This is a genomic window from Exiguobacterium sp. s95, assembly GCF_018618655.1.
In the GTDB taxonomy this organism is placed as follows: domain Bacteria; phylum Bacillota; class Bacilli; order Exiguobacteriales; family Exiguobacteriaceae; genus Exiguobacterium_A; species Exiguobacterium_A oxidotolerans.
Map to the genome: position 1 here is coordinate 114,181 of NZ_JACSMM010000005.1, position 26,416 is coordinate 140,596.

The 26,416-nt window shown below is 48.8% G+C and carries 28 protein-coding genes and 2 riboswitches; of the genes, 11 read left to right on the plus strand and 17 right to left on the minus strand.

The features are described 5' to 3' along the window. Both KNP99_RS10385 and KNP99_RS10390 read right to left on the minus strand, forming a co-directional pair. The coding region (locus tag KNP99_RS10385; RefSeq protein WP_483299362.1) for an SH3 domain-containing protein at window positions 1-1,188 on the minus strand (1,188 nt) is incomplete at its 3' end. Window positions 1,189-1,399: 211 nt separating this feature from the next. Beyond that, window positions 1,400-1,951: a GNAT family N-acetyltransferase gene (locus KNP99_RS10390; protein ID WP_214767185.1), complete on the minus strand. Its 552-nt coding sequence runs from the start codon at window positions 1,949-1,951 to the stop codon at window positions 1,400-1,402. A 273-nt stretch (window positions 1,952-2,224) separates the two neighbouring features. Between KNP99_RS10390 and KNP99_RS10395 the strand changes: the two genes are divergently transcribed. The 3 genes from KNP99_RS10395 to KNP99_RS10405 all read left to right on the plus strand — a co-directional run bounded on the left by KNP99_RS10395 (window position 2,225) and on the right by KNP99_RS10405 (window position 3,701). Then, window positions 2,225-2,551 carry a DMT family transporter gene (locus tag KNP99_RS10395; protein ID WP_088836231.1) on the plus strand — a complete coding sequence of 109 codons (327 nt, stop codon included), beginning with the start codon at window positions 2,225-2,227 and terminating at the stop codon, window positions 2,549-2,551. Beyond that, the gene (locus KNP99_RS10400; RefSeq protein ID WP_214767181.1) at window positions 2,548-2,865 is read left to right on the plus strand and encodes a DMT family transporter; all 318 of its coding nucleotides are present in this window, start codon (window positions 2,548-2,550) and stop codon (window positions 2,863-2,865) included. The genes KNP99_RS10395 and KNP99_RS10400 overlap by 4 nt, the downstream gene beginning before the upstream one ends. A gap of 122 nt (window positions 2,866-2,987) precedes the next feature. Then, the gene (locus KNP99_RS10405; protein ID WP_088836233.1) at window positions 2,988-3,701 is read left to right on the plus strand and encodes a general stress protein; all 714 of its coding nucleotides are present in this window, start codon (window positions 2,988-2,990) and stop codon (window positions 3,699-3,701) included. 58 nt (window positions 3,702-3,759) lie between these two features. Here KNP99_RS10405 and KNP99_RS10410 read toward each other — a convergent pair whose 3' ends face one another. Next, window positions 3,760-4,584, minus strand: a complete 825-nt coding sequence (locus KNP99_RS10410; protein WP_088836235.1) for an aldo/keto reductase — start codon at window positions 4,582-4,584, stop codon at window positions 3,760-3,762. Window positions 4,585-4,729: 145 nt separating this feature from the next. Between KNP99_RS10410 and KNP99_RS10415 the strand changes: the two genes are divergently transcribed. Further along, window positions 4,730-5,755 carry an iron-containing alcohol dehydrogenase family protein gene (locus KNP99_RS10415; RefSeq protein WP_215193225.1) on the plus strand — a complete coding sequence of 342 codons (1,026 nt, stop codon included), beginning with the start codon at window positions 4,730-4,732 and terminating at the stop codon, window positions 5,753-5,755. 41 nt (window positions 5,756-5,796) lie between these two features. On the opposite strand, the gene KNP99_RS10420 is transcribed toward KNP99_RS10415, so the two are convergent. The 5 genes from KNP99_RS10420 to KNP99_RS10440 all read right to left on the minus strand — a co-directional run bounded on the left by KNP99_RS10420 (window position 5,797) and on the right by KNP99_RS10440 (window position 9,534). Then, window positions 5,797-6,759: an EAL domain-containing protein gene (locus KNP99_RS10420; RefSeq protein WP_214811267.1), complete on the minus strand. Its 963-nt coding sequence runs from the start codon at window positions 6,757-6,759 to the stop codon at window positions 5,797-5,799. A 215-nt stretch (window positions 6,760-6,974) separates the two neighbouring features. Then, entirely contained in the window at window positions 6,975-7,247 is a 273-nt protein-coding gene (locus KNP99_RS10425; RefSeq protein WP_369834755.1) for a DUF1294 domain-containing protein, read from the minus strand. 8 nt (window positions 7,248-7,255) lie between these two features. After that, the gene (locus KNP99_RS10430) at window positions 7,256-7,996 is read right to left on the minus strand and encodes a TPM domain-containing protein (RefSeq protein ID WP_088836238.1); all 741 of its coding nucleotides are present in this window, start codon (window positions 7,994-7,996) and stop codon (window positions 7,256-7,258) included. Next, the gene (locus KNP99_RS10435; RefSeq protein WP_159172805.1) at window positions 7,993-8,586 is read right to left on the minus strand and encodes a LemA family protein; all 594 of its coding nucleotides are present in this window, start codon (window positions 8,584-8,586) and stop codon (window positions 7,993-7,995) included. Before KNP99_RS10435 ends, KNP99_RS10430 begins: the two co-directional genes overlap by 4 nt. Before the next feature lie 111 nt (window positions 8,587-8,697). Next, entirely contained in the window at window positions 8,698-9,534 is an 837-nt protein-coding gene (locus KNP99_RS10440) for an undecaprenyl-diphosphate phosphatase (RefSeq protein ID WP_214767175.1), read from the minus strand. Between the two features lie 172 nt (window positions 9,535-9,706). On the opposite strand from KNP99_RS10440, the gene KNP99_RS10445 reads away from it, so the two are divergent. Beyond that, complete coding sequence (locus KNP99_RS10445) at window positions 9,707-11,797, plus strand: heavy metal translocating P-type ATPase (RefSeq protein ID WP_088836241.1); 2,091 nt, start codon at window positions 9,707-9,709, stop codon at window positions 11,795-11,797. A 107-nt stretch (window positions 11,798-11,904) separates the two neighbouring features. On the opposite strand, the gene KNP99_RS10450 is transcribed toward KNP99_RS10445, so the two are convergent. The 3 genes from KNP99_RS10450 to KNP99_RS15515 form a co-directional block, all read right to left on the minus strand. After that, window positions 11,905-12,717 carry a ZIP family metal transporter gene (locus KNP99_RS10450; RefSeq protein ID WP_029332569.1) on the minus strand — a complete coding sequence of 271 codons (813 nt, stop codon included), beginning with the start codon at window positions 12,715-12,717 and terminating at the stop codon, window positions 11,905-11,907. Window positions 12,718-12,783: 66 nt separating this feature from the next. Further along, a complete protein-coding gene (locus KNP99_RS10455; RefSeq protein ID WP_088836242.1) occupies window positions 12,784-13,113 on the minus strand; it encodes a YolD-like family protein in 330 nt (109 codons plus the stop codon). Then, a complete protein-coding gene (locus KNP99_RS15515) occupies window positions 13,097-14,422 on the minus strand; it encodes a Y-family DNA polymerase (RefSeq protein WP_215193226.1) in 1,326 nt (441 codons plus the stop codon). The genes KNP99_RS10455 and KNP99_RS15515 overlap by 17 nt, the downstream gene beginning before the upstream one ends. A gap of 209 nt (window positions 14,423-14,631) precedes the next feature. On the opposite strand from KNP99_RS15515, the gene KNP99_RS10465 reads away from it, so the two are divergent. After that, entirely contained in the window at window positions 14,632-15,279 is a 648-nt protein-coding gene (locus KNP99_RS10465; RefSeq protein ID WP_214767167.1) for a pentapeptide repeat-containing protein, read from the plus strand. A gap of 91 nt (window positions 15,280-15,370) precedes the next feature. Here the strand turns inward: KNP99_RS10465 and KNP99_RS10470 are convergent, their stop codons facing one another. The 6 genes from KNP99_RS10470 to KNP99_RS10495 all read right to left on the minus strand — a co-directional run bounded on the left by KNP99_RS10470 (window position 15,371) and on the right by KNP99_RS10495 (window position 19,908). Then, window positions 15,371-16,126 (minus strand): MBL fold metallo-hydrolase, encoded by a 756-nt coding sequence (locus KNP99_RS10470; protein ID WP_088836246.1) that lies wholly within the window; start codon window positions 16,124-16,126, stop codon window positions 15,371-15,373. Between the two features lie 73 nt (window positions 16,127-16,199). Next, window positions 16,200-16,700 (minus strand): arsinothricin resistance N-acetyltransferase ArsN1 family A, encoded by a 501-nt coding sequence (locus KNP99_RS10475; protein ID WP_088836248.1) that lies wholly within the window; start codon window positions 16,698-16,700, stop codon window positions 16,200-16,202. Between the two features lie 189 nt (window positions 16,701-16,889). Further along, window positions 16,890-17,429 carry a 1,2-dihydroxy-3-keto-5-methylthiopentene dioxygenase gene (locus tag KNP99_RS10480; RefSeq protein ID WP_215193227.1) on the minus strand — a complete coding sequence of 180 codons (540 nt, stop codon included), beginning with the start codon at window positions 17,427-17,429 and terminating at the stop codon, window positions 16,890-16,892. 15 nt (window positions 17,430-17,444) lie between these two features. Beyond that, window positions 17,445-18,065 carry a methylthioribulose 1-phosphate dehydratase gene (locus tag KNP99_RS10485; protein ID WP_088836250.1) on the minus strand — a complete coding sequence of 207 codons (621 nt, stop codon included), beginning with the start codon at window positions 18,063-18,065 and terminating at the stop codon, window positions 17,445-17,447. Further along, the gene (locus KNP99_RS10490) at window positions 18,062-18,721 is read right to left on the minus strand and encodes a 2-hydroxy-3-keto-5-methylthiopentenyl-1-phosphate phosphatase (protein ID WP_214767159.1); all 660 of its coding nucleotides are present in this window, start codon (window positions 18,719-18,721) and stop codon (window positions 18,062-18,064) included. The genes KNP99_RS10485 and KNP99_RS10490 overlap by 4 nt, the downstream gene beginning before the upstream one ends. Next, window positions 18,718-19,908, minus strand: coding sequence for a 2,3-diketo-5-methylthiopentyl-1-phosphate enolase (locus KNP99_RS10495; RefSeq protein WP_088836252.1), 1,191 nt, complete (start codon window positions 19,906-19,908; stop codon window positions 18,718-18,720). Before KNP99_RS10495 ends, KNP99_RS10490 begins: the two co-directional genes overlap by 4 nt. Window positions 19,909-19,988: 80 nt before the next feature. Next, a riboswitch (SAM riboswitch) is annotated at window positions 19,989-20,090 on the minus strand. A gap of 204 nt (window positions 20,091-20,294) precedes the next feature. Then, window positions 20,295-20,397: riboswitch (SAM riboswitch) on the plus strand. A 76-nt stretch (window positions 20,398-20,473) separates the two neighbouring features. On the opposite strand from KNP99_RS10495, the gene mtnK reads away from it, so the two are divergent. From mtnK to KNP99_RS10520, 5 genes are read left to right on the plus strand one after another with little or no spacing between them, the layout of a single operon-like run. After that, window positions 20,474-21,643 carry an S-methyl-5-thioribose kinase gene (gene mtnK, locus KNP99_RS10500; protein ID WP_215115658.1) on the plus strand — a complete coding sequence of 390 codons (1,170 nt, stop codon included), beginning with the start codon at window positions 20,474-20,476 and terminating at the stop codon, window positions 21,641-21,643. Continuing rightward, the gene (mtnA, locus tag KNP99_RS10505) at window positions 21,640-22,686 is read left to right on the plus strand and encodes an S-methyl-5-thioribose-1-phosphate isomerase (RefSeq protein ID WP_215115657.1); all 1,047 of its coding nucleotides are present in this window, start codon (window positions 21,640-21,642) and stop codon (window positions 22,684-22,686) included. Before mtnK ends, mtnA begins: the two co-directional genes overlap by 4 nt. Before the next feature lie 19 nt (window positions 22,687-22,705). Continuing rightward, window positions 22,706-23,785: a sugar ABC transporter substrate-binding protein gene (locus tag KNP99_RS10510; protein WP_215115656.1), complete on the plus strand. Its 1,080-nt coding sequence runs from the start codon at window positions 22,706-22,708 to the stop codon at window positions 23,783-23,785. Beyond that, entirely contained in the window at window positions 23,782-25,299 is a 1,518-nt protein-coding gene (locus KNP99_RS10515; protein ID WP_215193228.1) for a sugar ABC transporter ATP-binding protein, read from the plus strand. The genes KNP99_RS10510 and KNP99_RS10515 overlap by 4 nt, the downstream gene beginning before the upstream one ends. Then, window positions 25,299-26,324 (plus strand): ABC transporter permease, encoded by a 1,026-nt coding sequence (locus tag KNP99_RS10520; protein ID WP_204251417.1) that lies wholly within the window; start codon window positions 25,299-25,301, stop codon window positions 26,322-26,324. Before KNP99_RS10515 ends, KNP99_RS10520 begins: the two co-directional genes overlap by 1 nt. The last annotated feature ends 92 nt before the right edge of the window (window positions 26,325-26,416 follow it).

The window sequence follows — 26,416 nt, forward strand, 5'->3', positions numbered from 1 at the left end:
GGTGCTCGAACTGTTTGGCTCCACCTGAATCGGTGTCGTTTTTTGGATGTACAGGCGATCCGTTTTGGCATAGACTTTTGATTTCGCGAGCGAGCTCGTCAAGACGTACGCATACTCGCCACGGAAAATGATTCGGCTGTAGGCACCGCTCGTGCCATAAATCGTCAAAAGTGTATTTTGTTTATGATGCTTCAAGACGGTGCTCGAACTGTTTGGCTCTACCTGAATCGGTGTCGTATCTTGGACGTAAAGCCGATCGGTCTTTGCGTAGACGACGGAATCGCCGAGGTGCGCCATCAATACGTATCCGTAGGTATCATTGATTCGGACGCGGGAATAAAGACCAGATGTCCCGTAAAGATCGACCGATTGATTCGGTGCTAGCGTCCCGATGACCGAACTTGTTGCTGCTTTGTCGTAAATGGATGTCGTTTGTTGGGCGTACTTTTTCCCGGTCAGCGGATACGATTCAACTTCCTTTGAACCGAGTTGTTTTGTAAGCACGAAGCCGTAAACACCATTGAACTGGACACGGGTGAATGTGCCGGACGTCCCGTATGTTTTGACGGTAGCATTTAAAGAATAGCTCCCAAGTTGTTTACTTGTCGTATCGGCATCTGTATAAATCACAGTTTGTTGTTGGGCGAATTGAGTGCCTGTCGTTTCATAAACAGGTGTCTTACTTAAGAATTTACTTGAAACGAAGACGTAAACGTCGCCTTGTTTAATCCGCGTGAAGTCACCCGATGTCCCGTACGTATCGATTAACGTATTTTGAGTGATTGATTTTCCTGTCGGCGTATCAATTGAAGCAGTCGTATAGGAAGGCGCGAGTGCTGTTATGTATTGCGAATCGATTTTTTGATAAACCGGTTGCTTTGCAAGTTGCGTTGTCTTGACGAAGCGATAGACGCCGTCGATTGAAATGCGTGTAAAGAGACCATCTGTGCCAAAGGTTTCGACGGCGGTCGTTTCTGGTAACGTCTTGACGAGAGTCGTCTCGTCAGCAGTCTCAAAAACAGGAGTTTCGGAAAGTGTGTACTGCGTTCCGGTTGCTTGTTCTGTTTCTGTTTGTTCTGTCACTTCCGTTGGTGTCGGATTCGTATCCGCGTGGCCTTGTAGTGGGAGAGACCCGAGTAACATGACAGATGCCGTGATACTCGTAAACCAATATTTATAAGATTTCATTCATTGAGCTCCTATCATTAAAATTGTAATTTAGCATGTCTAAAGATAAGTTTAGCACTTTCTTTTTGGAAAAAGAGCTGGATATCAGAAATAGTAAAAATGAACTAAATTATGGGAACGATTTCGTAGGACATATTCCGCCGTGAATAAATCAAAAAAGAGACGGACGAATTTCGCTAGAAATTCGACCATCTCTTTTGGTGAAATGAAGTTATTCTGCTTCGTGATCAATCTGCCACTCCCAGTCGAGCATGCTGTAAATCAACGAATCGCGCCAGTGGTCTTCTAAATAAACAGTTTCCCGTAACAAACCTTCGCGCGTCATCCGAACCTTTTGCAAGACACGCTCCGAAGCGACATTTCGCGGATCACATGTTGCCGTGATGCGATGTAAGTTTAATTTTTCGAAGCCGAATTCGAGTAAAAATGTTGCAATCGATGTCGCGTAACCATTGCCCCATTCGTCAGGCGATAAAATATATCCAATTTCTGCGATTTTATGTTCTGTGTCGGTGACGATGAGCTCTCCCGCGCCGATGACATGATCGTCAGGAGAGGTGACGGCGAAGACATAGCGACGACGTGGACTTTCGAGCTCACTTTCAAGTGCATCGTGTAAAAACTGTTTTGTATCACTCTCAGAGTTCGGTCCCCACGACTGATACTGACTGGCGATTGGTTGTGAGGCATAGGAATGAACAGCTTCCAAATCTTCTGGTGTGAAACGTCGAATCCGAAGTTGATCGTTGATTTTGTAGCGCATGATGAGACCCTCCTCTTTGATTGATTCACTTATCTATATTGGCTAACGGTAGTGGATTCTCCTGTTTGACACATAAAATCAAGCGTGCTAGGGTGAAGACATCGAACGAAATAGCTAGCCTCTAGGGTTCCGTACGGCAACGTAGACTTGGACCGAGGGAGGCACATGAGTACACCTCATGCAACGGAGGGATAAAAGCCCGGGAGTAGAGCGTCTAGACGCCTGCTTCCGGGCTTTTTTTATTTTTTAGGATGAATGTTAGGAGGAAAAGTGATGACGAAATACTGGTTAGGAATTCTAGTGGCTTCCTTTTTTGAAGTTGCTTGGGTAGTCGGTTTGAAACATGCAGATAGCGTACTCGAATGGATGGGAACAATCATCAGCATCATCATCAGCTTTGCTGTCTTGATTAAGGCGAGTAACCATTTGCCGGTTGGAACAGTTTATGCGGTCTTCGTCGGCCTTGGAACAGTCGGGACGGTCATATTGGACATCATTTTATTTGACCAAAGTGCGTCAGTCATGAAGTTAGGATTGATTGGTGTGCTTTTGATGGGTGTCATCGGATTGAAATTAGTCAGTGGGGAGGTGGAAGAATGAGTTGGTTATTTGTCATTATTGCCGGATTGTTTGAAATGCTGGGTGTCGTTTTCATCAATACGTTTAATCAGCATAAAACGTTCAAGAATGGTCTATTGATGTTTGGCGGATTCGGCTTGAGTTTTGTTTTTCTGACACTTGCGATGAACGGATTGCCGATGGGAACAGCTTACGCTGTCTGGACAGGAATCGGGGCAGCCGGTGGAACAGTACTGAGTATGATTTTTTATCAGGAAGCGAAAGACTGGAAGCGGATAGTATGTATCGGTCTGATTCTTAGTGCGACAGTCGGATTAAAGCTGATTGGCGAATAAACATGTCAAATAGATTATTTTTTTATGGAAGAGCCGACTTGTTGGCATATTTTACAGAAAAACAGGAAATACTCCTTATAAGGATACGTTGTACGACAAAACGAACATAAGGGGAGATTCATATGAAAACGAAACAATACATCGGTACGTATTACTCGGAAGAAGAGCTAATCTCGAAAATGGATGAATTGCATATTCAGGGGCACCGGGAAGAAGATTTTTATGTCATCGTCAAGGAAAAATCAGATATCGAACTCGTCCGCAGTCAAATGGACGCGGAAATTGCGGCGACAAAACCATCATGGATGGATCGAATCCGAGGGAATAAAGGGCGCGATCAAGAAGTCGATCAGTTATTCGACTCACTTGATTTACCTGCAGAAGATGTAGAAGAACGTAAAGTCGAAGTCGAAGGCGGCGGATTCGTACTTCTGATTGAGGTTCAGGATATTCAGTTTGATCCGCATTTGAACACGGACAATACACATGAAGATGTCAAAGTCCGTTACGGCAGTTATGATGAGACGCACACATCGAGCGCTGCAAATTCAAATGCTCAACTCGGTTCAGGTAATACGCTTGATGTCGATCGGGACTCTAAGGAAGAACATGCCGAAGTTGATTTACACCGAGCCGGAACGGATCAGATGCCGCAAGACGAACAAGCCATCAATCGGGCAAAAGTAGAACAGGACCGCAAGCCGGACATTGCGATGCGTCGCGATGACGATTTCAAACGGCTCGACTCTGAGCGTGATGAAGAAAATAAGAAACAGACGCAGTCACACTCGGATGATGTAGCCGAGCAAGATCACGGAAACAATCTCGATCGTTAATCCGCTCTTGAAAAAGTTACTAAAAGGGAGGAGCCGAAAACGGCCCTCCCTTTTTTGATTATTTTTTATGCATTTCATCCGGATTCGAACCGGTTCGTTGATTTTGATTTAACGCATCAAGTTGTTGCATCTCAGGTGCTGAAAGTTCGAAGTCAAAGACTGCCAGGTTTTCACGAATTCGACTCGGCGTGACCGATTTCGGAATTGCGATAATCCCGTGTTGAATGTGCCAGCGGAGAATGACTTGGGCTGGTGTTTTGTCTTTTGTCGTCGCGATGTCCGTGATGACAGGTTCAGTCAAGGCGTCGCGTCCCTTCATGAGCGGACTCCATGCTTCAACTAAAATGTCGTGTTCCTTACAAAACGTCCGAATTTCTTCCTGACTTAAGAACGGATGTAATTCAATCTGATTGACAGCAGGTACGACGGTTCCTTCTTCTAGAATTCGCTTTAAGTGGGGGATATGGAAGTTCGAAACACCGATGGCTTTCGTTTTTCCTTGCTTGTACAGTTCTTCGAGCGCATGCCATGTGTCCACGTAACGATCTTCGTTCGGCATCGGCCAATGGATAAGATATAAATCGACATAATCGACCCCGAGTTTAGTGAGGCTTGTTTCGAAGGCTGCGAGCGTTTCTGCATATCCTTGATCCGCATTCCAAACTTTCGTCGTCAGAAAAATTTCTTCGCGCGGAATTCCAGAGTCACGTAATGCGCGTCCGACACCTGCTTCATTTTCATAAATCATCGCCGTATCGATTGAACGATAGCCGGCACGTAACGCTTCCAGTACTGCTTGATACACTTCTTCTTCGGGTACTTTAAAAACACCGTAACCGAGTTGAGGCATACTTAGACCGTTGTTGAGTGTGACGTGTTGCATGAGTGGAAGTCCTCCTTCATGTAATCGTTTTATCTTCATAAGTGTACGCTTATTCAGTATGAAAATCGAATGAAATGAGGGGTTGTAAGAAAGGAACAGTCTGCGTATACTGAGCAATAACAAATAATGGAATGAGGGGATTTAGATGATTCGTCAAGCAGTTTTGCAATACATACATGAAAAAGAAGCCGTATCTCAGCTTGACACGTTGCTCGGGAAGCGGAGTGGCGTGCTACTACACGGAGCAAAAGCCTTACAAGCGGCGAATCCTTACTTGCCAGCATTACCGAAAGTCCTGTTTCAAGGGCATTGTACGGATTTTCAAGTCGCGGAATTAGTCAAGGCATGTGCGACATATGACGTCATCGTTGCGTTAGGGGGCGGATCATTGATTGATACGGCAAAGAAAGTTGCTGTTCAATTGAACCGACCTTTGATTGTCATTCCGACGATCATCTCGAATTGTGCGCCGTGGACGCCACTTAGCGTCATGTACGACACGCAAGGTCAATATCTTCGTTTTGATACGCTGCCGGTTGTCATCGAGGCACTTTTACTCGACCATCGGATTCTGTCGGCGAGCCCCTATGATTATTTTGTCGCGGGTCTCGTAGACACACTTGCAAAATGGTATGAGGCACGTGCTTTAAGTGGGATCACAGTGGAGAATCCAATCATTGAAATGGCTTTACGGGTTGCGGAGCAGTGCAAAGACCTCATCTTAAAAACACCAATCAGCGAGGAGATTTTTCGGGCGTATCCGTCCAGCATCGAACACTTGGTGGAAACCGTCATTCCGTTAGCGGGTAGTGTCGGCGGGTTTGGTGATGATGCGACGCGTGGGGCAATTGGTCATGGTGTCCATAATGCGATGTCTCCTTTTGCATCAACACATTCAATTTTACACGGAAGTAAGGTCGGATATGGTCTCTTGGTCCAGGAGCAGTTGTTGGGTGAAAGTGAAGCATACAACGAGTTGCGGACGTATTTACAAAAAAACGGACAACCGATAACGAGTCTTGATTTAGGACTGACATCGGTAGAACTTAGTCAGTTGGCAGCACGAATCGGACAAGAACCATTATGTCAGTTGATTGAGACGGATTTATCGCCAGCACGTTTACTGGGCGTGCTCGAGCAAAATGATGTCGAGATCATCACAACTTCATGAAAAAACAGCCCCTGCTTAAAAAATGGGGGCTGTTTTTCTTGTTATTGTGCCTTTGCGAATTGTGCGTAAGGTGCAGGGCGACCAAGCAGATATCCTTGGCCAAGATCGAAACTAAGCTGCCGGCAAAGCTCGAGTTCTTCCTCGCGTTCGATGCCCTCTGCTAAAATCTTGATTCCCATTTCTTTCGTAAGATGGCGAGCTTTTCGTAAGAAGGCTTCATTTTCTGCGACCGTATCACAGTTCGAGATGAAAGACCGATCGATTTTGATATAGTCCGGTTGCAACAACGTCAACATATCGAGTGTCGAGAAGCCGGCGCCGACATCATCAAGCGCGACTTGTATCCCTTGTTTTTTATATTGTTCGAAGACATGTTTCAAGTGATTGACGTCTTCAATTTTTTCCGTTTCGACGACTTCAAACACAAGACGACTCGGGTCGACATTATATCGTTCAACGATTTCGAACGTATGACGAAGGCAGTATTCTGGGTTATAAATCGTCGAGGGAAGGAAGTTGATGAACGTTTTCTCTGTTCCGCCAATATGATGTGTCGCGCGAATCGCTTCTTCGCGTGCGCGTTGATCAAGTCGTGAGTGGAGTCCCATCTTTGAAGCAGTCGAAAAAAGAATACCTGGTGACATCGAGACATTGTGATCAGCGGCGCGAAGGAGTGCCTCATTCGCGAACAGCGTGTTGGCCTGAATATCGTAAATCGGTTGCAGGTGACTCGTCATGTTACCTGTTTGGATGAAGTCGATGGCTTGACGATGACGTAATTGCTCGAGTAGAACAGAAGCGAGAAGCATTGGGGTAGAAAAGCGCGATCCATCTTTTCGACATGAGACGGGAACATCATTAATCTGTAACGTTGATTCAAGAAGCTCCTCTAACTGGTTAAACGATGTGTACGAATAAACTTGAGGGATGCTCGACTGGATATGTAAGGAGCCGGCCTCTATAAAACGAATCGTTGTCGTACATTCGGCGCAAGGATGCCACATAAAATGATTTCCACCTTTCCTGTAGAGAGATACATCTAAAAAAAGATGTATTTATTAAATTGGTTAAATACTTTACCCAAAGATAATTGAAATGTAACCTGAATTCAAACATTTAATACGCTATTGACCAAACTAAAAAAAGATAGAGAATTCGAAGAAAATCGAATCCTCTATCTTCTTTATCGGGTGATTGAAACGAAAAGTAAAACGATCGATCATGCTGTCATGAACAAAACCCAGCCCGTCGCGTGTAACAAAAGAGCAAGCGGGACAAGTAACTGGAATTTCGGTTTGCGTGTTTTATGACGTACGAGTTGCATCCCGAGTAATGAACCGAGCGCACCTCCGAGAAAGGCAATCCAAAGCAATGTAGCTTCCGGCGTCCGTTGCGCGTGTTGTTTCGCGCGACGTTTATCGGACCACATCGAGAAGAAGCCGACGACGGTCATCACGCCGTAAAAAATAAGAACCATGTATAATCCGTTCATTATTGTTCCTACCTTTCTGCGCCACCGCCGCCGGAACTACCGCCGCCACCACGACTTCCACCACCACCACCGCCACCGCCGCGCATAACGGCTGACAGAATGTTGATGATTGCGAAGAAGAACATGCCACCTGTAAATTTCATATCCAAGAACAATAACAGGACAAGGCCTGCACCGATGACGATTTTGACCCAAAGACTCAATCCCTCTTCAGCATTCGCTTTAGGCGGATCTTGTGATTCGAGTGACTGTTCCTTCGAGACGACACTGATGACGGCTTTATAGGTTTCTGAAGCTGCTTTTCCGTAATCGCCTTCGTCACGATAAGGAACGGCATATTGGTCGAGGATCCGGCCTGCCGTGATATCGGTCAGGACACCCTCAAGCTTGTAGCCAACTTCAATCCGGAAATTCCGGCTTTTTTCGTTTGGTGCCACGATCACCATGACACCGTTATCTTTTCCTTCTTGTCCAATCCCTTGGGCACGGAAGGTTTCATTCGCATACGTGCTCAAGTCCTGTCCTTTTAAGTCGGGGACAGTTTTTAAAACGACTTGTGCGGTCGTATATTGTTCGAGTTCCTGACCAAGACGAGCGAGTTCCGCTTCTTCCGACGCGGTCAGCAACTTTGCATCATCTTGGATGAAGAAAGCGGCTCCCGTGCGTTCTGATACGGCTTCGGCAGTCGGAGTCAGAAGGAAGAAAACGAGGAACGCACTCAAAAGGAGGCGCGTTCTTCGCCAAATCATTTCGAATCACTGTTGAAATCGACCGTTGGGTTTTCGCGGTCGCTTTCTGAAATTTCATAGTATGGTTTTTTATCAAAACCAAACGCCGAAGCATAAAGCGAAGTTGGGAAACTGCGACGTTTCTTATTGTAGAGTGTGACTGCATCGTTGTAATCTTTCCGTGCGATACCGAGACGGTTTTCTGTCCCTTCAAGCGTATCCATCAATGATTGGAATCGTTCACTTGATTTGAGGTCCGGATACGTCGTTTGTAAGGCGATTAATCCACGGAGAGAAGACGTGACTTGCTGGTCGGCTTCAATCCGTTGTTCTGTCGAAGCAGCGCGGGCAAGGCCGGCTTGTGCTTCTGCGATATCGCCGTAAACTTTTTCTTCTTGACCAGCGACACCTTTAACAGTCTCGACGAGATTCGGGATGAGATCCGCCCGTCGTTTAATTTGGTTATCGACTTGTGACCATTTGTTCGAAACATCTTCTTCGACGTTTACGAGACTGTTGTATTGTCCGATTGCTAAAAATGCAATGATGACAACAACAGCAATTCCGATGATGAGAGGTAATTTAGAACCCCCACGATTTCTACGTGCCATAATTCGTTCACTCCTTTTTCTGTATCTCATCTACTATATACCCTAAACGGTTTCAATAAGTTTCAAAAAAACAAAAAACTATCAGCAAAAAACTGATAGTTTTTTTGTTTCTTACATGTAAACGACGATTGCAAGAATCCCAGCTAAGACAAGGCGATAGATCGCAAACGGAACAAGTTTGATTTTATTGATCAGTTTCAAGAAGAAACGAATCGATAGTAGCGCAAACGCGAACGATGCAACAAAACCGACGATGTAAAAGCCAAGATCGCCTACATTGATGTAATCCCAGTTCTTAACGAGCGAGAGGAAACTGGCTCCGAACATGATCGGTACGGCCATGATGAACGTAAAGTCGGCTGCTGTCCGGTGATTCATCCCGAGGAAGACCCCGCCGGAAATCGTTGAACCGGAACGCGAAAATCCTGGCCAAAGCGAAATACATTGGAACAATCCGACGAGTGCCGCTTGGCGGTAAGTAATTTGGTCGAGTGTCGTCGTTTTCGGTTCTTTTGGACCGAGTTTATCCGCTGCAATCATCAAGATGGCACCGACAGCGAGACCAATGATGACGGTATCGATTGAAAAGAGGTTTTCATCGATGAAGTCTTCGAACAATAAACCGAGCACGGCAGCAGGAAGCAGTCCGATTAAGACGTGACGCAGTTTTAATTTGTGTGTGCCCGTCGCATCATGCTCGCCTTCGATTTTATAGAGTCCGATTAAGCTGAACAACCGTTTCCAAAAGACGACGATGACGGCAAGGATTGATCCGAGCTGAATGACGATCTTAAAGGTGTTCGCGGAGTATTTTCCGAGAAAGTCCGTTGTTTGGAGCCACATGTCATCGACGATGATCATATGACCAGTTGAAGAGACCGGGGCGAATTCCGTCATCCCTTCGACGAAACCGAGTAAGAGTGCTTTAAGTAATTCTAAGATATGCATGTTATTCTCCTTCTATATTTTACTATCTAAAAACATATCATGTTTCATTCTTCTGAGATAGAACTAATCTGAATATCGGGCGCAAGACCGATAACGAAAACACCTTGTCGAATGAATAAAAAAAGAGTAGGATGGACTTATAATCAAACGAACATTTGAATGAGGTGGAGGAATGGAAACGAAAACTGAGCGATTACGAATTTCAGGAATTGATTGTGCCAATTGTGCGGCGAAGGTCGAGCGTGGTGTTTCGACTGTCGAAGGAATCGAAGCGGCAAATCTTGATTTTACGGGACAAAAGCTTTATATCACTTATCAAGGAGAGGCACCGGATGACGCAACATACGATGCGGTCGTCAAACGGGTACAAGAATTAGAGCCGAACGTCGAAGTCTCTCGTGACGTTCCATCTGACGAAAGTCATGTTCATGACCACGGTCCATTTTTAACGAAAATGAAAAAGATTCAATACAGCATCGGTGGGGTTGCCTTCATCAGTGCCTTCTTTTTACCGAGCTCAATTGAACTTATCTCATTTGCGCTGGCTTACTTCTTAATCGGTTGGGATGTGTTACGAAACGCGATCCGAAATATTCGTCAGGGACAAGTATTTGATGAAAATTTCTTGATGGTCATCGCGACGGTTGGTGCTTTTCTAATTGGCGAGTACCCGGAAGCGGTCGCCGTCATGCTGTTTTATCAAGTCGGTGAGTTTTTCCAACACCGGGCAGTCGATCAATCCCGCAAATCGATTGCTGAATTAATGGATATTCGTCCTGAGACGGCAACTCTTGAAAATGGACAAACGATTAGTCCGTTACAAGTGAAGGTCGGGCAACGAATTTTAGTCCGACCGGGCGAAAAGATTCCGCTCGACGGAACAATCCTTGAAGGAGAAGCATTCATCGATACCGTCGCCTTGACGGGAGAATCAGTACCACGACGTGTCCGCACGAACGATACGATTCTTGCAGGAACGATCAATACAGATGGGCGACTGTTGATTCAAGTCGACCGTCTCTATAGTGAGTCAACGGTCGCAAAAATTCTTGATCTCGTTGAAAATGCTTCGCGCCACAAGGCGCCGACGGAAAAATTCATCACCCGATTTGCTCGTGTCTACACACCGGCAGTCGTCGGGATTGCGACATTGCTTGCTGTCTTGCCTCCATTGTTTGTCACGGGTGCGACATGGGAGGACTGGATTTACCGGGCACTTGTTTTTCTTGTCATCAGTTGTCCCTGTGCGCTCGTCATTTCAATTCCGCTCGGGTTCTTCAGTGGAATTGGTGCCGCTTCAAAACGAGGGATTCTCGTGAAGGGTGGAAATCACCTCGAGTCATTACAACAGCTGGATACGGTCGTTTTTGATAAAACAGGGACCTTGACAGAAGGGGTCTTTGAAGTGACGGAACTCCGCCCGGTTGCCTGTTCAGACGAAGAATTATTGAAAGTGGCAACGCTTGTTGAACAGCATTCGAATCATCCGATTGCAAAGTCCATCCAACGGACATATGCAAGTTATGGTGAAGTGACGGAATCCGTTCAAGAGTATCGCGAAGTCGCAGGATCAGGTGTCGTCGGTCGCTTCGGAACGGATACGATTCGTGCCGGGAATGCCCGTTGGTTCAACGAACTTGGTTATGAGACGCTTGATCAAACGGCAGACGGGACGTACGTTCATGTCGCACGCAATGATACGTACCTGGGCTACATCCGAATTGCTGATCACATTAAAGACAGCACGGTTGAAGCACTTGTTCGCCTCAAGGCACTCGGTGTGAAGAAAACGATTATGTTAACAGGGGACCGCCTGGCAACAGCAGAAGTGATTGGTCGTCAAATCGGGATTGACGAAGTTGCAGCAGAACTATTACCTGATCAAAAAGTCGAACAACTCGAACTGATTTTGAAGCAAGCGGATGGAAAAGTGGCCTTTGTTGGCGACGGCATCAATGATGCCCCTGTTTTGACACGAGCCGATGTCGGAATCGCGATGGGCGGACTCGGCAGTGATGTGGCGATTGAAGCCGCAGATATCGTCCTCATGACAGATGAACCAAAGCAGTTGGTCGAAGCAATTGAGGTTGCCCGTGCGACACGAAAAATTGTCTATCAAAACATTTTCTTCGCACTTGGCGTGAAAGCCGTGTTTCTCCTGTTTGGTGCATTTGGTTTCGCGACGATGTGGGAAGCTGTGTTTGCGGATGTTGGTGTAACCGTCCTGGCTGTTTTAAATGCGATGCGCATCCTCAAAAAATAATTAAAGGTACACGTTGAAAGGTAAGGACTCAAAAGTCATTCCAATATCAATCTGAAAACTCCTTCACCGGCGATGAAGGAGTTTTTTTTTGTTCAATCAGTTTGTTTTTAGCCTAAGGCGACATCAAGAATCATCATGACGGTAAAGCCGACCATTAGACCGAGTGTCGCTAAATCCGAGCCGTTTTCAGCTTGTGATTCAGGAATCAATTCCTCAACGACAACAAAAATCATCGCGCCGGCTGCAAAGGCGAGTGCGTAAGGCAGTAACGGTTGAATGAAGAAAACGGCAGCCGCCCCGATCATTGCCGCAATCGGTTCAACAATGGCGGACATTTGACCGTAATTGAAAGCGCGACGGCGTGACATGCCTTCACCACGAAGCGGAATCGATAAGGCAGCACCTTCCGGCATATTTTGAATTCCGATTCCGAGTGCGAGCGTCAAAGCACCAGCGACTGTCGCCCCGTCCATATTTAACGCAGCAGCACCAAAAGCGACACCGATTGCTAGACCTTCCGGGATATTGTGCAAGGTGATCGCTAAAAAGAGCAGAGTTGCCTTTTTAAGACCGGTCGAAGGGCCTTCTGCATTTTCAAGTGGTGCGGATAAGTGTAAATGTGGTGTGACGAAGTCGAGTAAGCGAACGAAGAAGCCACCTGCTAAAAATCCGATTGCAGCCGGAAGCCAGGCGATGCCACCATCCTGTTCCGTAAATTCAATCGCCGGAGCGAGCAGTGACCAAAAGGACGCAGCGATCATGACACCGGCGGCGAAGCCGAGCATCATATTCATGACCTTTTTTTCAATTGTCGTAAAGACGAAAACAAGTGCCGCCCCAAGTGCGGTCAAGCCCCATGTCATCATCCCGGCGAGTAATGCCTGGATCACGACGGGGAGTGAAGTAAACCATTCAAACATACAAACATTCCTTCTTTCAAATCATAATTCAAGAGATAAGTGCATTATTGAAGCCCACTGTCACTCCTACCCGTTTTCAATCCGAACTAGTCGCATCAGGGGAATTTCGATCGAATTTTGACTCCGGACGTACAGAAGTCCTCGTTCGCGCTCGATTCGTTCGATGAATCCGGTCAATGTGATATAGCTTCCTTCCTTATAATACGTGATTTCAAGTTCTTTTCCTTCCATTAATGCTTCTTCGAGGATGAATTGCCATGATTCTTGAAGTTGTTCATCGATGGGCGGTAGTGTTAAACGATGCGTATCTTTATAATAGTCGCGCAACAGTTGAATGTACTCCGGCATCAAAAACGGAATCCATTTTAAATTGCCACGGTCACGATACCGTGTCATTGCCGTCACCTCCCGGATGACCACCGACGAAGCGGAGGCGGCGCTTGGCGACACTTGTATCAAGAAAAGAAACAGCGAGGCGGATGGTTCCCTTCCCGTAACGGACGTTGACATGATCGATTGCCTTTAACAAGCGTTTGCGTTTCCAAACACGGGTATTGTCTTCGAACAACGACAGTTGCAGTGCACCTTGGTCGGGGACAAGTTGACCGAGCGAGACAGACAAAAAACGAATCGGTTCGTGTTCGAGCCAGTTCGGCTCGAACAGCTGAAGGATATGCCGCAGGATAATCCGTTCGTCTGAAGTCGGATAAGGGAGACGGAGTTGCTTTGAAAACCCTGCCCGGACGATATGTCTCGAGTAACGGACACCTAAGTGAACCGTCCATCCAAGTTGATTGGAAAAGCGGACGCGGGCTGCGACATCGCTTGTGAGCTCACTTAAGACCAGCCGAATCTGGTCGTATTCGTAATAATCACGCATTAGTGTCACGCCATGACCAACCGTCTTCTGTCGGGATGATGCCGGACGAAATAAAGCGGTCGGATCAATCGTCGTCGGAGATTGATCGATGCCCCATGCATGATGCCAAAGTTCGGCACCGATGACACCAAAACGTTCGTGTAGTGTTTCTAATGGTGCGGCCGCCAAATCGCCGATCGTCTCGATGCCTAATTGATTCAGATGGTGCTCCATTTGATGACCAATCCCCCACATCTTGCGAACGGGAAAGTCATGTAAGAGACGGGGGACATCAGCATAACCACAACGCGCAATGCCCTGTTTTTTCCCGAGTAAATCAAGGGCAAGTTTCGCGATGACGTTATTAGGACCAATCCCGATTCGGACGTGAATGCCGGTTTGTTCCAGGATGGCTGACTGTAATTGGTTAGCAGCTTCAAAATCCGTACCGAAGAGGTGCTCCGTTCCCGTCATGTCGATGAAACTTTCGTCAATCGAGTATACCCGGATTGCTTCCGGTGGTCCGAATTGATGGAGCACATCGAGGACACGAATCGACGTTTTCATGTAGCATAACATGCGTGGTTCGACGAGGTGAATCTGCTTTCGTTCCTTGTACGGGAGTTGTTCAATCTGGTAGAGACGACTTGCCGTTTTGATACCAAGCGTCTTCAAAGCAGGGCTCGCCGCTAAAATGACGGAGCCGCTCCGTTTTAAATCGGAAACGACGGCTAATTTTGTTGTTAATGGTGGTAGATTTCGGTAATGGCACTCGCAACTGGCATAAAAAGAGACACTATCCACGCAAAAAATACGTTGGTTTGGAAAGTCCGCATCAGAAGACACGAAAATCACTCCTTTTAGAACGTTTGTTCTTATTTTATTTATGTTGATTCTAGCACGGTCTCAAAGTGTCTCAAATCAAAAATTGAAAAAGAGTGTACATGTCATCACTTTTTAGAGCGCAGCATGACTTTAGAAATCATCCTCTTGAGTCATATTTAGGTAACAGGTTTGGTACACTAAGGACTGAGAAGAAGAAGGGTTGGGAGAGAATGAAGAAAAAACCGATGATCCATCTACCGGATGTCCCGAATAATTTAGCAGTCGAAACATTTGCAGAAATCGAAATCGATGATCCGTACTTGTATCAAATGCTGTATGAAAAAGAAACGTTACCCATCGAGCTGACGGAGCGGATCGATGCCAATCAAGTCTGTTTTCGGAATGTCTCATTTGCGGGGCTCGTGTTTGATCGCGCGTCATTTGAAAATGTCCGGTTTGAGCAGTGCGATTTGACGGGTTGCCAGTTCCGTGACAGTCGTTTTCATCGCGTTCTGTTTCAGGACTGCCGCCTGACGGGGGTTCAATTAGAAGAAACATCGCTTGATCATGTCACGGTAAAAGCATGCCAGGCGAATTACTTACAAGTGATTCGGACATCGCTCCGACAAGTAACGTTCGAGCAGACGGCGATGCGGGAGACACAATTCTTCGAAGGGAAACTCATCGATTTACGTTTTGAGGATGTTGAATTGATGGAAAGCCAGTGGGTTGAAACTCCGTTAAAAGGACTCGATTTGCGACAAGCGGACGTCTCGGGGATTACGATTGATCCACGCTTTTTGACAGGGGCGATCGTGACGGAAGGACAAGCAATCGCATTTGCCCGATTACTCGGTCTTGTCATTCCGCAAGAATGAACATGAAAAAACCGGACGCTGTTCCTCTTCCTTTTAGGGAAACGGAAAACGTCCGGTTTTTTTGTATTCATACGACTCTCGAAGGAGAGACTTAAAAGGAGAGCGTCTCGCCGTCGTCCGGAATCAAAAAGTGAGCGGAGAGATGATTTGCTGCTAAAAAGTCAGCGATCATATCGCGGCGGAGCAGGCAGTGATTGACAGCTTCGAGATGCGAGACGATGATCGTCGCTTCAGCCGCTGCCGCGTGGACCGCTAATAAATCACGTTCCGACATCGTGATCGGTTCACCGGTCTGGAACTGGGCGGCACCACTATTGACGACGATGACATCCGGTGCATAGGTATCAATCGCAGAATCGACGTCGTCACACCAAATCGTATCACCGGCGATATAGAGCGTCGGCTCATCGGGATGTGTAAAGACGAGACCGGATACGTGTCCCATCCGTTGTCCGATTTCGCCGACACCGTGTTGACCGTTCGTGCGGAAAACTTTGACATCACGGAGTGTCACACCCTGGTCGAACGGCTGAACGTCGGTGAAACCGGCTTCTTTAATGACAGAGGCGTCCGTCGCGTTTTGGGCATAGAGCGGAACCGTCTTCGGTAACAATTGTTTTGCGGCCTCATCGAAATGATCGGCGTGAAGATGTGTCACGAAGACGGCATCCGGGTCGAGTAAGGTCGAGACATCGACTGGTAAGTCGACAAGGGGGTTGCGGTGGGTGTTCGGTGTATGGTCGAACGGAGGAAGCGAACCCTTTTCACCGAGAAAAGGATCAATTAAAAAAACTTGGTTGGCATAGGTCAAGACGAGTGTCGCATTTCGAATTTGCTGGATGTTCACAGGCAATCTTCCTTTCTTGTACGAATCTTCCTCGTCTCATATTCCCGACTTGCCGAACCTTTAATCCAAAACATCATTGGTCCGGTTTAGGGAGAATTTTTTCCATGGCCAGGACATCGACGTAATACCCGTTTAACATTCCTTGTTCTTTAAAGGTACCGACGATTCGGAATCCGGCTTTGATGTAGAGTTTTTGTCCGATCCGGTTGAAGGGGAACGTAAAGAGAATCAGCTTATGCATGCCGTGAATGATTGCATGTTCTTCGATGATGTCGAGTAGTCGTTTTCCGATTCCTTGTCCGCGGTGGGTCCGTGTGATGTAGACGGACAGTTCGCCGACGGACTGATAGACGGGACGCGGATTGTAGGCATCGAGCGAAATGAAGCCAAGAATCTTTGCCCCTTCATAGGCAACGTAACCGGCATGTCGCTCGGAGCGTTCACTGAACCATTGCTGCATGAAGGCGAGATCTTTCGTATCCGTCTCGAGCGTCGCGATCCGGTCTTCGATTCCTTCATTATATATGGCGAGCACGTCCGGTAAGTCGGTTTCTTGAACGAGACGAATCATCATACACGTCAGCTCCTTTTTGTGTCCTTTTCTTCATTATATCGGAGATGGACGAAACAAACGGCATGTTTCTAGAATAGGAAATGCTCCCGGACACGCGCTTTCCTCAAACATGTTTGTCAGACGACGTTTCCGTACAAAAAAAAGCCCAGGTCCTCTATTGCTAGAAGACTTGGGCCGGACCGGACTGAATTAGTTTGCTGAAGACAGGGCGTCCCGCTCGTAAATCGGCACCCAGCCGTCCGTCGTGACGAAGATTCGGATCGCCACCACTTTCCGGTCTTCCTGGAGCGTGAAGTAGTGGCGCGTGTTGACGGGAACGGAAATCAAATCACCGGGATTGAGCTCGATGTTGTAATAGCCGACCTCCTCGTCTTTAATCGCAAACACGCCATGGCCGCTGACGATGAAGCGGACCTCGTCATCGGTATGATGGTGTTCTTTTTGGAAGTTGACGAGTAATTCATCGAGATTCGGTGTCGTATCCGACAGTGCGATGATGTCAGCCGTCTGGTAACCGCGACGTTCCGAAACATCTTTAATCTCGTCCGCGAATGTCGCTAAAATCGTCTGTTTGTCGTCATCCGTTAATGTAAAGTTCTCGACGAGGTCGCCCGGTAACTTCGAGACGTCCCATTGTTCATATAAGACGCCGCGTGAGGCAAGGAATGAAGAGACCTCATTTTGATCCGTATACCGTTCGTTTGTCTGTTGGAAAAGTACTGTTGCCATTGTAAATTCCTCCTTTTAATGAATTGCCTGTCGGCACGTTTGTAGTTTTAAGGTGTAACTGAACAAAAACTCGAATGCTTCCAACTGTTTTTTCGCTTCAAAGGCAGTCGGTGCCCAGACGGTGATGCCGTGATTGCGAATCAGGACGGCGCCGCTCTCGGCATGTACATGTGCTGCAAAGGCAGCGGCAAGCGTCGGAATGTCGGCATGGTTCGGGATAATCGGCACACGGACTTCCGCATCTTCTTCCCAACGGCCGAGTGCCTTGATGATTTCCTGACCGGCAAACCGAATCTCGCCTTGGTCGCCGTACAGTTCCGAAATGACATTATTGTCAATCGTATGGACGTGAAGGGAACACCCGGCAGTCGTTCGGTTGAAGACCTCGACGTGGAGCAACGTTTCGGCAGAGGGACGACCCGTCTGTTCGCCGATCAGTTGACCGGACGCGTCGACATGGACGAAGTCGTCCGGTGTATCCTGCCGTTTGTCCTTCCCGCTTGCCGTCACGAGAAATTCAGTCGGTTGATCGGCTGTCCGGATGGCGAGATTGCCGCTTGTGCCGGGGAACCAGTCGCGTGCTGCAAGTTCCTGTTTGACGGCACGTAATTCTTCATATCGTTTTAAGAAGGTCATGTGTACACCACCTTTGTCTGCAGATGATTCAATATGTCATGAAAGTTTTCAAACGGCGTATACGGGATGCCGTGCTGTTCACATAGCGTGATCAGATAATCCCGTGCATAAACGTGATCCGCCTGCTTAGCCAGTTCAAAATCTGTTACGGAGTCGCCGATTGCGATGATTGTGTCACCGTTCTGCTTCAGCTTCCGGGCGATCGAGGTTTTGCAACAGCCGCATTGATTTGTACAGGCCGCGTCGCAGGCATGCGGCCATTCGATTCGAACCGTCTCCTGGCTGAAGTCACTACCGTTGCAATAAATCGCTTCGTCCGTCAGTACATCCGCAAGAATCGGCTGGACAAAAAAGTCGATCCCGCCGCTGACGATGGAAAAATCAATCTCGTTTGATTTGGCAAAAGCGAGTAAGGTGTCGAAGCCGGGACGAATGACTGCCTGTGTCATCAAGAAATCAATGTAGTCCTGTTTTTGACTGGACGGAAGCAGCTGAAACATCTGTCCGACGCCGGACTGAATCGAGAGCGACCGGTCGAGCACACCTTGTTTTAACGGTTTAAATTTTTCCGGCGGAGCGAACTCCTGCATCAAGGCGATGATATTATCGTGCTCCGTTACTGTTCCGTCAAAGTCACATAAAATCCGGATCGTCATTTCGTGATCCCCCAAGCATCGAGAGCGACACGTAATTCCTCGTGCCGGTGGGCGGCACTTGTCAGTGATTCGCCGGCCAGTGCTGCGCCCAGTGCCTGGCGGAAAGCGATGACTCCGGCCGCAGCACCTTGCGGATGACCGTGGACACCGCCTCCGGCATTGATGACGGAATCGACGCCGAAATCACGAACAAGCTGGGCGACGAGACCCGGGTGGATTCCGGCGGACGGGACCGGGAGAATTGTTTTGGTCTCACCGATTCGGGTCGCTTCGACGGCAATCCCGCGGGCCAAGTCTTTGGCGAGGGCGACATTCCCGTACGGCGACGGGAACAGTGTCAAGTCGGCACCGGCAATCCGCGGCAACGTTCCGAGCAGGACCGGGGCGGCAATCCCGTACTCGGGACTGGCGATCAAGGCACCGCTCAACGCCGGATGATTAAAGATCGGGACCGGGATTTCCGGATCGGCTGCCAGTTCCCGCAAGACATCAAGCCCGTATGTAAACGTGTTGAGCAGGAGGGCTGTCGCTCCGGCTTCGACCAGTCGTTTCGCCTGCTCTTTCAAGCGGAAGACCGGACCACTCAATGTAATCGCATAAAGGGCCCGTTTACCGGTCCGTTCATAGTGTGCATCGAGGACTTCCCGTCCAATCCGCGCCCGGTCGAGTGCCGGTGTCAGCGGATTGTCGTATAAGATTTCGTCATCCTTGACGAGATCAATCCCGCCGGCGAGCTGGGCTTCCAGTTGTTCCCGTAAAAAAACGAGATCCCGTCCGATGACGCCTTTGAAGATGCTCATCAACAGGGGGCGATCATGGACTTGGATCAATTGGCGGACGCCCTCGATGCCGAATTTAGCACCGGGGAAATCCGGTGTGAATGAAGCGGGAAGCTGAAGATCCGTCAGTTTGATTTGACCGTCGAGTGACAGCTTGCCGAAGACGGTCGTCAAAATCGCCGAAAAGTCTCGTGAGACGTTGTGTTCCGGATAACGGATCGTGACATACCCTTTTCCGTCGTGTTCTTCCGTATGGACGACTTGTCCTTTAAAGGATTCAAGCTGTTGTTGTTCCAAGTGATTCAAATCGGTCCATGAGCCGACCGTCAGACCGAGGGCGATTTGCTCTGCCCGTTTTGGTAACTGATCGGTCACGCCGAGTTGGTAAGTTGCGGTAATGTACGCCATGATCGTCGTCTCTCCCTTGTTAAAAAATACAAAAATGGTCCCTCGTCAATGACAAGAGACCATGAAAAATTGCGCGTGGACTCTTATCTGTCAGCGTGTTAGCTGCAAGAATTAGCACCGTGCCAACTGGTCGGTTGCTGCGACATCATAGGGCTCGTCCCTCCGTCTGCTCTTGATAAGAATTGGATGAAATTGTGAAATCTAATTGCAATTTTTACATGAGATGGACGTGATGTCAAATAATTTTTTGAAAATTTATTTTTTTTGAAATCCGCTTCTATAGATGGCGGTCTTTTAAATGGTTTTTCACTAAAAATTGGAATTGACAGATGATTTAAGACGGGCGTAATATTCGAATCAACATCGAACACAACAACCACATATGACTCTTATCGTGAGTTGGCAGAGGGAATTGGCCCGAAGACGCCGCAGCAACCGACCATCCGGCACGGTGCTACATCCAACAGACATTCGTCTGAGAGATAAGAGGACGGATGATACCCCGCGCCTCTTTTCTATGACGAAAAGCGGCGTTTTTTTGTGTAGAAATGAAGGGGGAAGCAAGATGGCATATCAAGCATTTACAGAACAAGACGCCATTAAACGTGTCCGGGAACTCGGACTCATCGGACAGGAAGAAGCGACGGCAGAAGAAATCGGCGACGGCAACTTGAACTTAGTCTTTCGGATTCAGGCAGGGAAAGAACGTTTGATCTTGAAGCAGGCATTACCTTATGCAAAAGTCGTCGGGGAAAGCTGGCCCTTGTCACTCGAGCGGGCCTGGATCGAACAGTTGGCACTGAAGGAATTCGCAAAATACGCGACGCCATTCGTTCCACGGGTCTTTCATGCCAGTCATGAAGAAGCGTATACGGTGATGGAGGACTTGTCGCACCTGCAAATCGTTCGGACGGGATTGCTCGCCGGCGAAACGTATCCGCTCCTTGCAGAACATGTCGGTTCTTACTTGGCGCGGACGTTATTTTTCACGTCAGATTTTGCGCTCGGTCCAGTCGGAAAAAAGCAGGTCGCACGTGACTATTACAACCCGGATTTATGCGACATCACGGAAAAGTTAATCTTTACGGATCCGTTTTACGACGCGGAAACAAACAACATCGAGAGCGGCTTGGAAACAGACGTACAGCAGCTCTGGCAGGACGAAAAACTGAAGCGGGAAGTGGCGAAGCTCGAAACGTTGTTCATCACGAAAGGGGAAGCCTTATTACACGGGGATTTACATACAGGAAGCATTTTTGCTTCGGCGGGCGAAACGAAAATCATCGATCCGGAGTTCGCTTTTTACGGACCGTTCGGGTTTGATGTCGGTCAGTTCATTGCCCACCTCTGCTTTGCGGCGTATCCGAACTATGCTGAGTTGCGGGAGACGCGGGTGAAGGATATCGATACGTTCTGGCTGACGTTTGCTTCGACGTTCACGGCACTTTGGGAACGGGAAGCCGTCGAACCGTTCCGGACGGTACCCGGGCTTGTCGATGATGTCCTCAGTACAATTCTCCAAGACGCGCTCGGTTTCGCCGGTTGTGAACTGATCCGGCGGACGATTGGTTTGGCACCGGTCGCTGATTTGGAACAAATTCCGGATGCTACGACGCGCCTTGAACGGAAACGTCATGCGTTACGCCTCGGGACGGCATTGATTAAACGGCGCGGCGAATGTAAGACGTTTACCGATCTCCGGAATTTTGACGTGACGGAGGAATTGAGCCGATGAGCGAGTTTATCCGTAGTGTCATCTATGAGCGGGCGTGCTTAAAGATCCTTGATCAGACCCGTCTCCCGCAAGAAGAACGGTACGAAGTCATTCATGATTTGGCGCAAGCGGTTGAGGCGATTAAACAACTTCGTGTCCGGGGGGCGCCGGCAATCAGTCTGTTCGGTGGATTCGTCCTCGTGCAGGAAGCGTTCCGGACGACGGGATCGCTTGACGAGGTCAAACAAAAACTGTTGACGGTATCGGCGGAGTTACTGGCGACCCGGCCGACCGCCGTCAATTTGCGGAACGTACTCGATGCGCTCAATCAGCTTATCCTTTCGAGCACAACGCTCGAGGAACTGCCGAAACGTCTGGAACAAAAAGCACTTGCCCTTTATGAAGCCGATGCCAAGACGTCACGGCAAATCGGTGTGCATGCGTTGGAGCTGTTTCAAGCGGGAGACCGGGTGTTGACGATTTGTAATGCCGGATCGATTGCGACAGCGGCGTACGGGACGGCACTGGCCCCGTTTTATCTCTCGAAAGAACAAGGCATTCCGTTATCCGTCTATGCGTCGGAAACCCGGCCTTTGTTGCAGGGGGCACGTTTGACGACATGGGAGCTGCAACGGGCAGGGATTGACGTCACCTTGATCACGGACAATATGGTCGCGCATACGATCAAGGAAAAGCAGATCACCGCCATCATCGTCGGCGCGGACCGGATCACCCGTAACGGGGATACGGCCAATAAAATCGGGACGTTCCAGCTGGCGTTACTCGCACGTGCCTTCGGGATTCCGTTTTATGTCGCGGCACCGCTGTCGACGTTTGATGTGACGAGTTTATCAGGTGACGAGATTGAAATTGAAGAACGCGATGCTAGTGAAGTGACACAACTGGCGGGGAAAGTAACGGCACCAGCCGGAACAAAGGTCTTTAATCCGGCATTTGACGTGACACCGCACGAGCTCATCACGGCGATCATCACGGAACTCGGCGTCATTGAACGGCCGAGCGTGGAAACGATCGAACAGGCGATTGGACAACAGGTCATCTAAACAGACAGGAGAGATCGAGATGAAAAAATTAGCATTCTTACTCGCACCGGCGGTCTTGCTGGCTGCTTGCGCCAATAGTGAAGCGACACCGACGAAAAAAATCAGCGGTGTGCCGGAAAGTGTCCAAGGCGACATCAAGATTGCCGTCATCCGCAATCTGGCGTCCGATGATCATACGAAACAATTTTTAGACGGTGCCCGTTCGGAAGGGGAGTCGCTTGGGTTTAAGGTCAACACGTTCATTTCCGAAGGCAATGACGTCAAGTTCAAGGAACTGGTGGCGCAAGCCGTTCAGCAGGATTATGACGGACTGATCATCTCGCACGGAAAAGAAGATTATTCCTACGACATGATTAAACCGGCGATCGACAAAGGGATTCAGGTCGTGACGTTTGATACGGTGACGAAGAAAAAGGACCAGACGTTAACAGGCATCACGGAGACGTTCCAGGATGATCACAAACTGGCAGAACTTTCACTCGATGAAGTGACGAAAGTGAAAGACGACAAGCCGGTCCGGGTCATCAAATTGTGGTTCGGTCCGGGGTTTGCACCGCTTGACCGCCGTCAGGAAATCTATAAGACGTATGAAGCGGACGGCAAAATCAAGACGCTTGAAACGGTCGGACCGACGAATTTCCAGGATGTCCAGGGCGATATCGCGACGAAGATGAACGCGATTCTCGCGAAATATCCGAAAGGAAGCATCGATGCCGTCTGGGGAGCGTGGGATGAAGTCGCAAAAGGCGCCTATAAATCCTTAAAAGACAACAAACGTCAGGAAATCCCGTTGATTTCAATCGATGTCTCGAATCAGGACATCAACCTGATGCGTGAGAATGGCAGCAACTGGGTGTCGACGAGTGCCGTTGATCCGCATTTGATCGGACAGACGGACATGCGCCTGCTGGCGAAAAAACTGGCCGGCGAAAAAACACCGGGCAGCTTTGATCTGGACGCTAAATTAGTCGAGCAAAAGGCGCTCAAAGCCGATACGACGATGTACAATCTCGATACAATCATCAAGGGCTGGAGCACATCTGAGAAATTCAATGAACCGTGGATGGAAAAACTGCGGAAAGCGAATGCTGCGAAATGACGCATCTGGACGCGACGAACCGGCTCGAGATGCGTGGGATTTCAATTGAATTCCCCGGTGTCAAAGCGCTTGATGCTGTTGACTTTTCCGTCCGCCGCGGGGAAATTCATGCGCTCGTCGGAGCGAACGGCGCCGGTAAGTCGACGCTGATGAAAGTATTGGCGGGAGCGCATGCGGCGTATGACGGGACGATTTCGTTTGAAGGTGTGCCGTTGACGATCGATTCGCCGCGTGCCGCGAAACGGGCGGGAATTGAAATCGTCTACCAAGAAGTCGATACGGCATTGATTTCATACTTGACGGTCGCGGAAAACATTTGCCTCGATTTGTTGACGAACGGACAGCTCAAAGGGGTCATCCGGCAACGCCGGTTGGAACAGATTGCACGGGAGGCGCTCGGGAAACTCCAGTCTTCGATTGATGTCCGGCAACGGGTCAGTGAACTGCGCCTTGCCGACAAACAGTTGGTCTTGATTGCCCGGGCACTCGTTCAAGACAGCCGTTTTTTAATCCTGGATGAACCGACGGCGCCGCTCAGTCAACGGGAGACGGAACGTTTGTTTCGCATCATCAGGGAACTCGCGACACGCGAACAATTGGGCGTGATTTTCATCTCACACCGCCTTCAGGAATTATTTGAAATCTGTGAATCGATTTCCGTCATGCGTGACGGAAAACTTGTCGCCCGCCAAGCATTAGCCGGGCAAACGAAAGAGACAATCGTTGAACAGATGCTCGGAAGACGTTTGCAACAGACGGACCGGCAAACCCGAACCGTCGGGCAAGCGTTGCTCGAGCTCAATCAAGTGATGGTCCCGGGTGAACTCAATCAGCTGTCATTGACGGTTCATGCAGGTGAAGTGATTGGAATTGCCGGACTTGTCGGAGCGGGAAAAACCGAGCTCTGTAAGACGATTTTCGGAGTGACTCCGACTGTGGCGGGACAGATTCGGATAGCCGGCGAACCGGCGACTATCCGGTCGCCGCACGAGGCAGTCAGACACGGGATTGGTCTGGTCCCGGAAGAACGCCGGAAAGAAGGCATCCTTGTCACGGATCCGATTTATCAAAACATGACCGCGGCAAGTCTCAGACAATTCGTCAATCGGTTCGGTTGGGTCCAAACCGGAAAGGAACGGACTGCCGCCAACGCTATCATCAAACGATTGGCGATCAAATCAACGGATGAAACGCAACGCGTGGAAGGCTTATCCGGCGGGAACCAGCAGAAGGTCGCGATCGGCAAATGGCTCCTCGCCGATGCTGCGGTCCTGCTGCTCGACGAACCGACAAAAGGTGTCGACGTCGGGGCGAAACGGGAAATCTTCGACGTGATCGATCAACTGGCCGGACAGCAAAAAGCGATTCTGTATGCGTCCAGTGAATTCGATGAATTGCTGGCGGTGACGGACCGGATTTATGTCATGTATGACGGGAAAATCGTGTTCGAGACGAATACGTCGGAGACGACGGAAGACCAATTACTGCTGTATGCGACAGGGGGGATGACTTGATGAACGAGGTACTTCACGAACCAACGACGGAATCAAAACCAAACACGGAACGACACGCATCCGGTAAACGGTTGTTACGCTTTTTGAATGACTGGGGGATCGTCCTCGCAATCCTTGCACTCATCGTCTTTTTTGCCGTGACGGCACCAAGCTTTTTACAGGGCGCGAACCTGATTAATATTTTGCGCAGTATCTCGATTGTGACGATCATCGCAATCGGGTTGACCGTTTCGCTGACCGTCAACGGTTTTGATTTATCGGTCGGTTCGACCGCGACCTTTGCCAGCTCGCTCGTCGTCTCATTTTTTGTCTGGTACAGCCTTCCGCTTGGTCTGTCGATCGGCTTGGCGATTTTGATTGCCTTAAGCGTCGCGCTGGTCAACGTGTTATTGATCGTCAAATTCAAGATTCCCGACTTGTTTGCGACGCTTGCGACGATGTTCATCTTTGAAGGGGTGGCGATGACGTATACCGGCGGCGGATCAATCAGTGCCGGGATGCCCCGTCTCGACGGAACACCGACAGTCGGGATGATTCCGGAGTCCTTCCTAAAAATCAGTCAGGCACCGTGGATCATCCTAATCATGCTCGCCGTCGTGGCAGTGACGCATCTGTTTTTGAACCATACACGACACGGCCGCTTCTTATACATCATCGGCGGAAACCCGGAGGCGGCACACTTGACGGGAATCCCGGTGCACCGTTACCGGGCACTGGCCTATGTGATTGCCGGACTACTCGCGGCAGTCGGAGGAATCCTGCTTGCGTCGCAGGTTGGATCGTCACAGATTAATGCCGGATCCGGCTATTTGATGCCGGCAGTCGCGGCTGCCTTCATCGGTTCATCGTTTGCCGGACAAGGGAAACCGAACGCACTCGGGACATTAGTCGGAGCCTGCTTAGTCGGGATTCTTGAGAATGGGCTCGTTATGTTATCTGTTCCGTATTACTCATTGAATATTATTAAGGGGCTTGTCCTTGCACTTGCTTTAGCAACGACGTATTACCGGTTTCGAAAAAAATAATTAAAAAACAAGGTTTAACTTCGAATAGATTCGGTAATATTCAATATATGAAAGGATGGTGATGCACATGAATGATTATCAATGTAGAGGGA

Coding starts and splice junctions, on each gene's coding strand:
- KNP99_RS10405 (WP_088836233.1), top strand. CDS start 2,988: ATGAAAACGAAACAATACATCGGTACGTATTACTCGGAAGAAGAGCTA.
- KNP99_RS10515 (WP_215193228.1), top strand. CDS start 23,782: ATGACGCATCTGGACGCGACGAACCGGCTCGAGATGCGTGGGATTTCA.
- mtnA (WP_215115657.1), top strand. CDS start 21,640: ATGAGCGAGTTTATCCGTAGTGTCATCTATGAGCGGGCGTGCTTAAAG.
- KNP99_RS10495 (WP_088836252.1), bottom strand. CDS start 19,908: ATGGCGTACATTACCGCAACTTACCAACTCGGCGTGACCGATCAGTTA.
- KNP99_RS10425 (WP_369834755.1), bottom strand. CDS start 7,247: ATGAACGGATTATACATGGTTCTTATTTTTTACGGCGTGATGACCGTC.
- KNP99_RS10480 (WP_215193227.1), bottom strand. CDS start 17,429: ATGGCAACAGTACTTTTCCAACAGACAAACGAACGGTATACGGATCAA.
- KNP99_RS10440 (WP_214767175.1), bottom strand. CDS start 9,534: ATGCATATCTTAGAATTACTTAAAGCACTCTTACTCGGTTTCGTCGAA.
- KNP99_RS10465 (WP_214767167.1), top strand. CDS start 14,632: ATGAAGAAAAAACCGATGATCCATCTACCGGATGTCCCGAATAATTTA.
- KNP99_RS10390 (WP_214767185.1), bottom strand. CDS start 1,951: ATGCGCTACAAAATCAACGATCAACTTCGGATTCGACGTTTCACACCA.
- KNP99_RS10410 (WP_088836235.1), bottom strand. CDS start 4,584: ATGCAACACGTCACACTCAACAACGGTCTAAGTATGCCTCAACTCGGT.
- KNP99_RS10475 (WP_088836248.1), bottom strand. CDS start 16,700: ATGATGATTCGTCTCGTTCAAGAAACCGACTTACCGGACGTGCTCGCC.
- KNP99_RS10520 (WP_204251417.1), top strand. CDS start 25,299: ATGAACGAGGTACTTCACGAACCAACGACGGAATCAAAACCAAACACG.
- KNP99_RS10435 (WP_159172805.1), bottom strand. CDS start 8,586: ATGGCACGTAGAAATCGTGGGGGTTCTAAATTACCTCTCATCATCGGA.
- KNP99_RS10400 (WP_214767181.1), top strand. CDS start 2,548: ATGAGTTGGTTATTTGTCATTATTGCCGGATTGTTTGAAATGCTGGGT.
- mtnK (WP_215115658.1), top strand. CDS start 20,474: ATGGCATATCAAGCATTTACAGAACAAGACGCCATTAAACGTGTCCGG.
- KNP99_RS10490 (WP_214767159.1), bottom strand. CDS start 18,721: ATGACGATCCGGATTTTATGTGACTTTGACGGAACAGTAACGGAGCAC.
- KNP99_RS10395 (WP_088836231.1), top strand. CDS start 2,225: ATGACGAAATACTGGTTAGGAATTCTAGTGGCTTCCTTTTTTGAAGTT.
- KNP99_RS10420 (WP_214811267.1), bottom strand. CDS start 6,759: ATGTGGCATCCTTGCGCCGAATGTACGACAACGATTCGTTTTATAGAG.
- KNP99_RS10455 (WP_088836242.1), bottom strand. CDS start 13,113: ATGACACGGTATCGTGACCGTGGCAATTTAAAATGGATTCCGTTTTTG.
- KNP99_RS10485 (WP_088836250.1), bottom strand. CDS start 18,065: ATGACCTTCTTAAAACGATATGAAGAATTACGTGCCGTCAAACAGGAA.
- KNP99_RS10510 (WP_215115656.1), top strand. CDS start 22,706: ATGAAAAAATTAGCATTCTTACTCGCACCGGCGGTCTTGCTGGCTGCT.
- KNP99_RS10415 (WP_215193225.1), top strand. CDS start 4,730: ATGATTCGTCAAGCAGTTTTGCAATACATACATGAAAAAGAAGCCGTA.
- KNP99_RS10445 (WP_088836241.1), top strand. CDS start 9,707: ATGGAAACGAAAACTGAGCGATTACGAATTTCAGGAATTGATTGTGCC.
- KNP99_RS10430 (WP_088836238.1), bottom strand. CDS start 7,996: ATGATTTGGCGAAGAACGCGCCTCCTTTTGAGTGCGTTCCTCGTTTTC.
- KNP99_RS10450 (WP_029332569.1), bottom strand. CDS start 12,717: ATGTTTGAATGGTTTACTTCACTCCCCGTCGTGATCCAGGCATTACTC.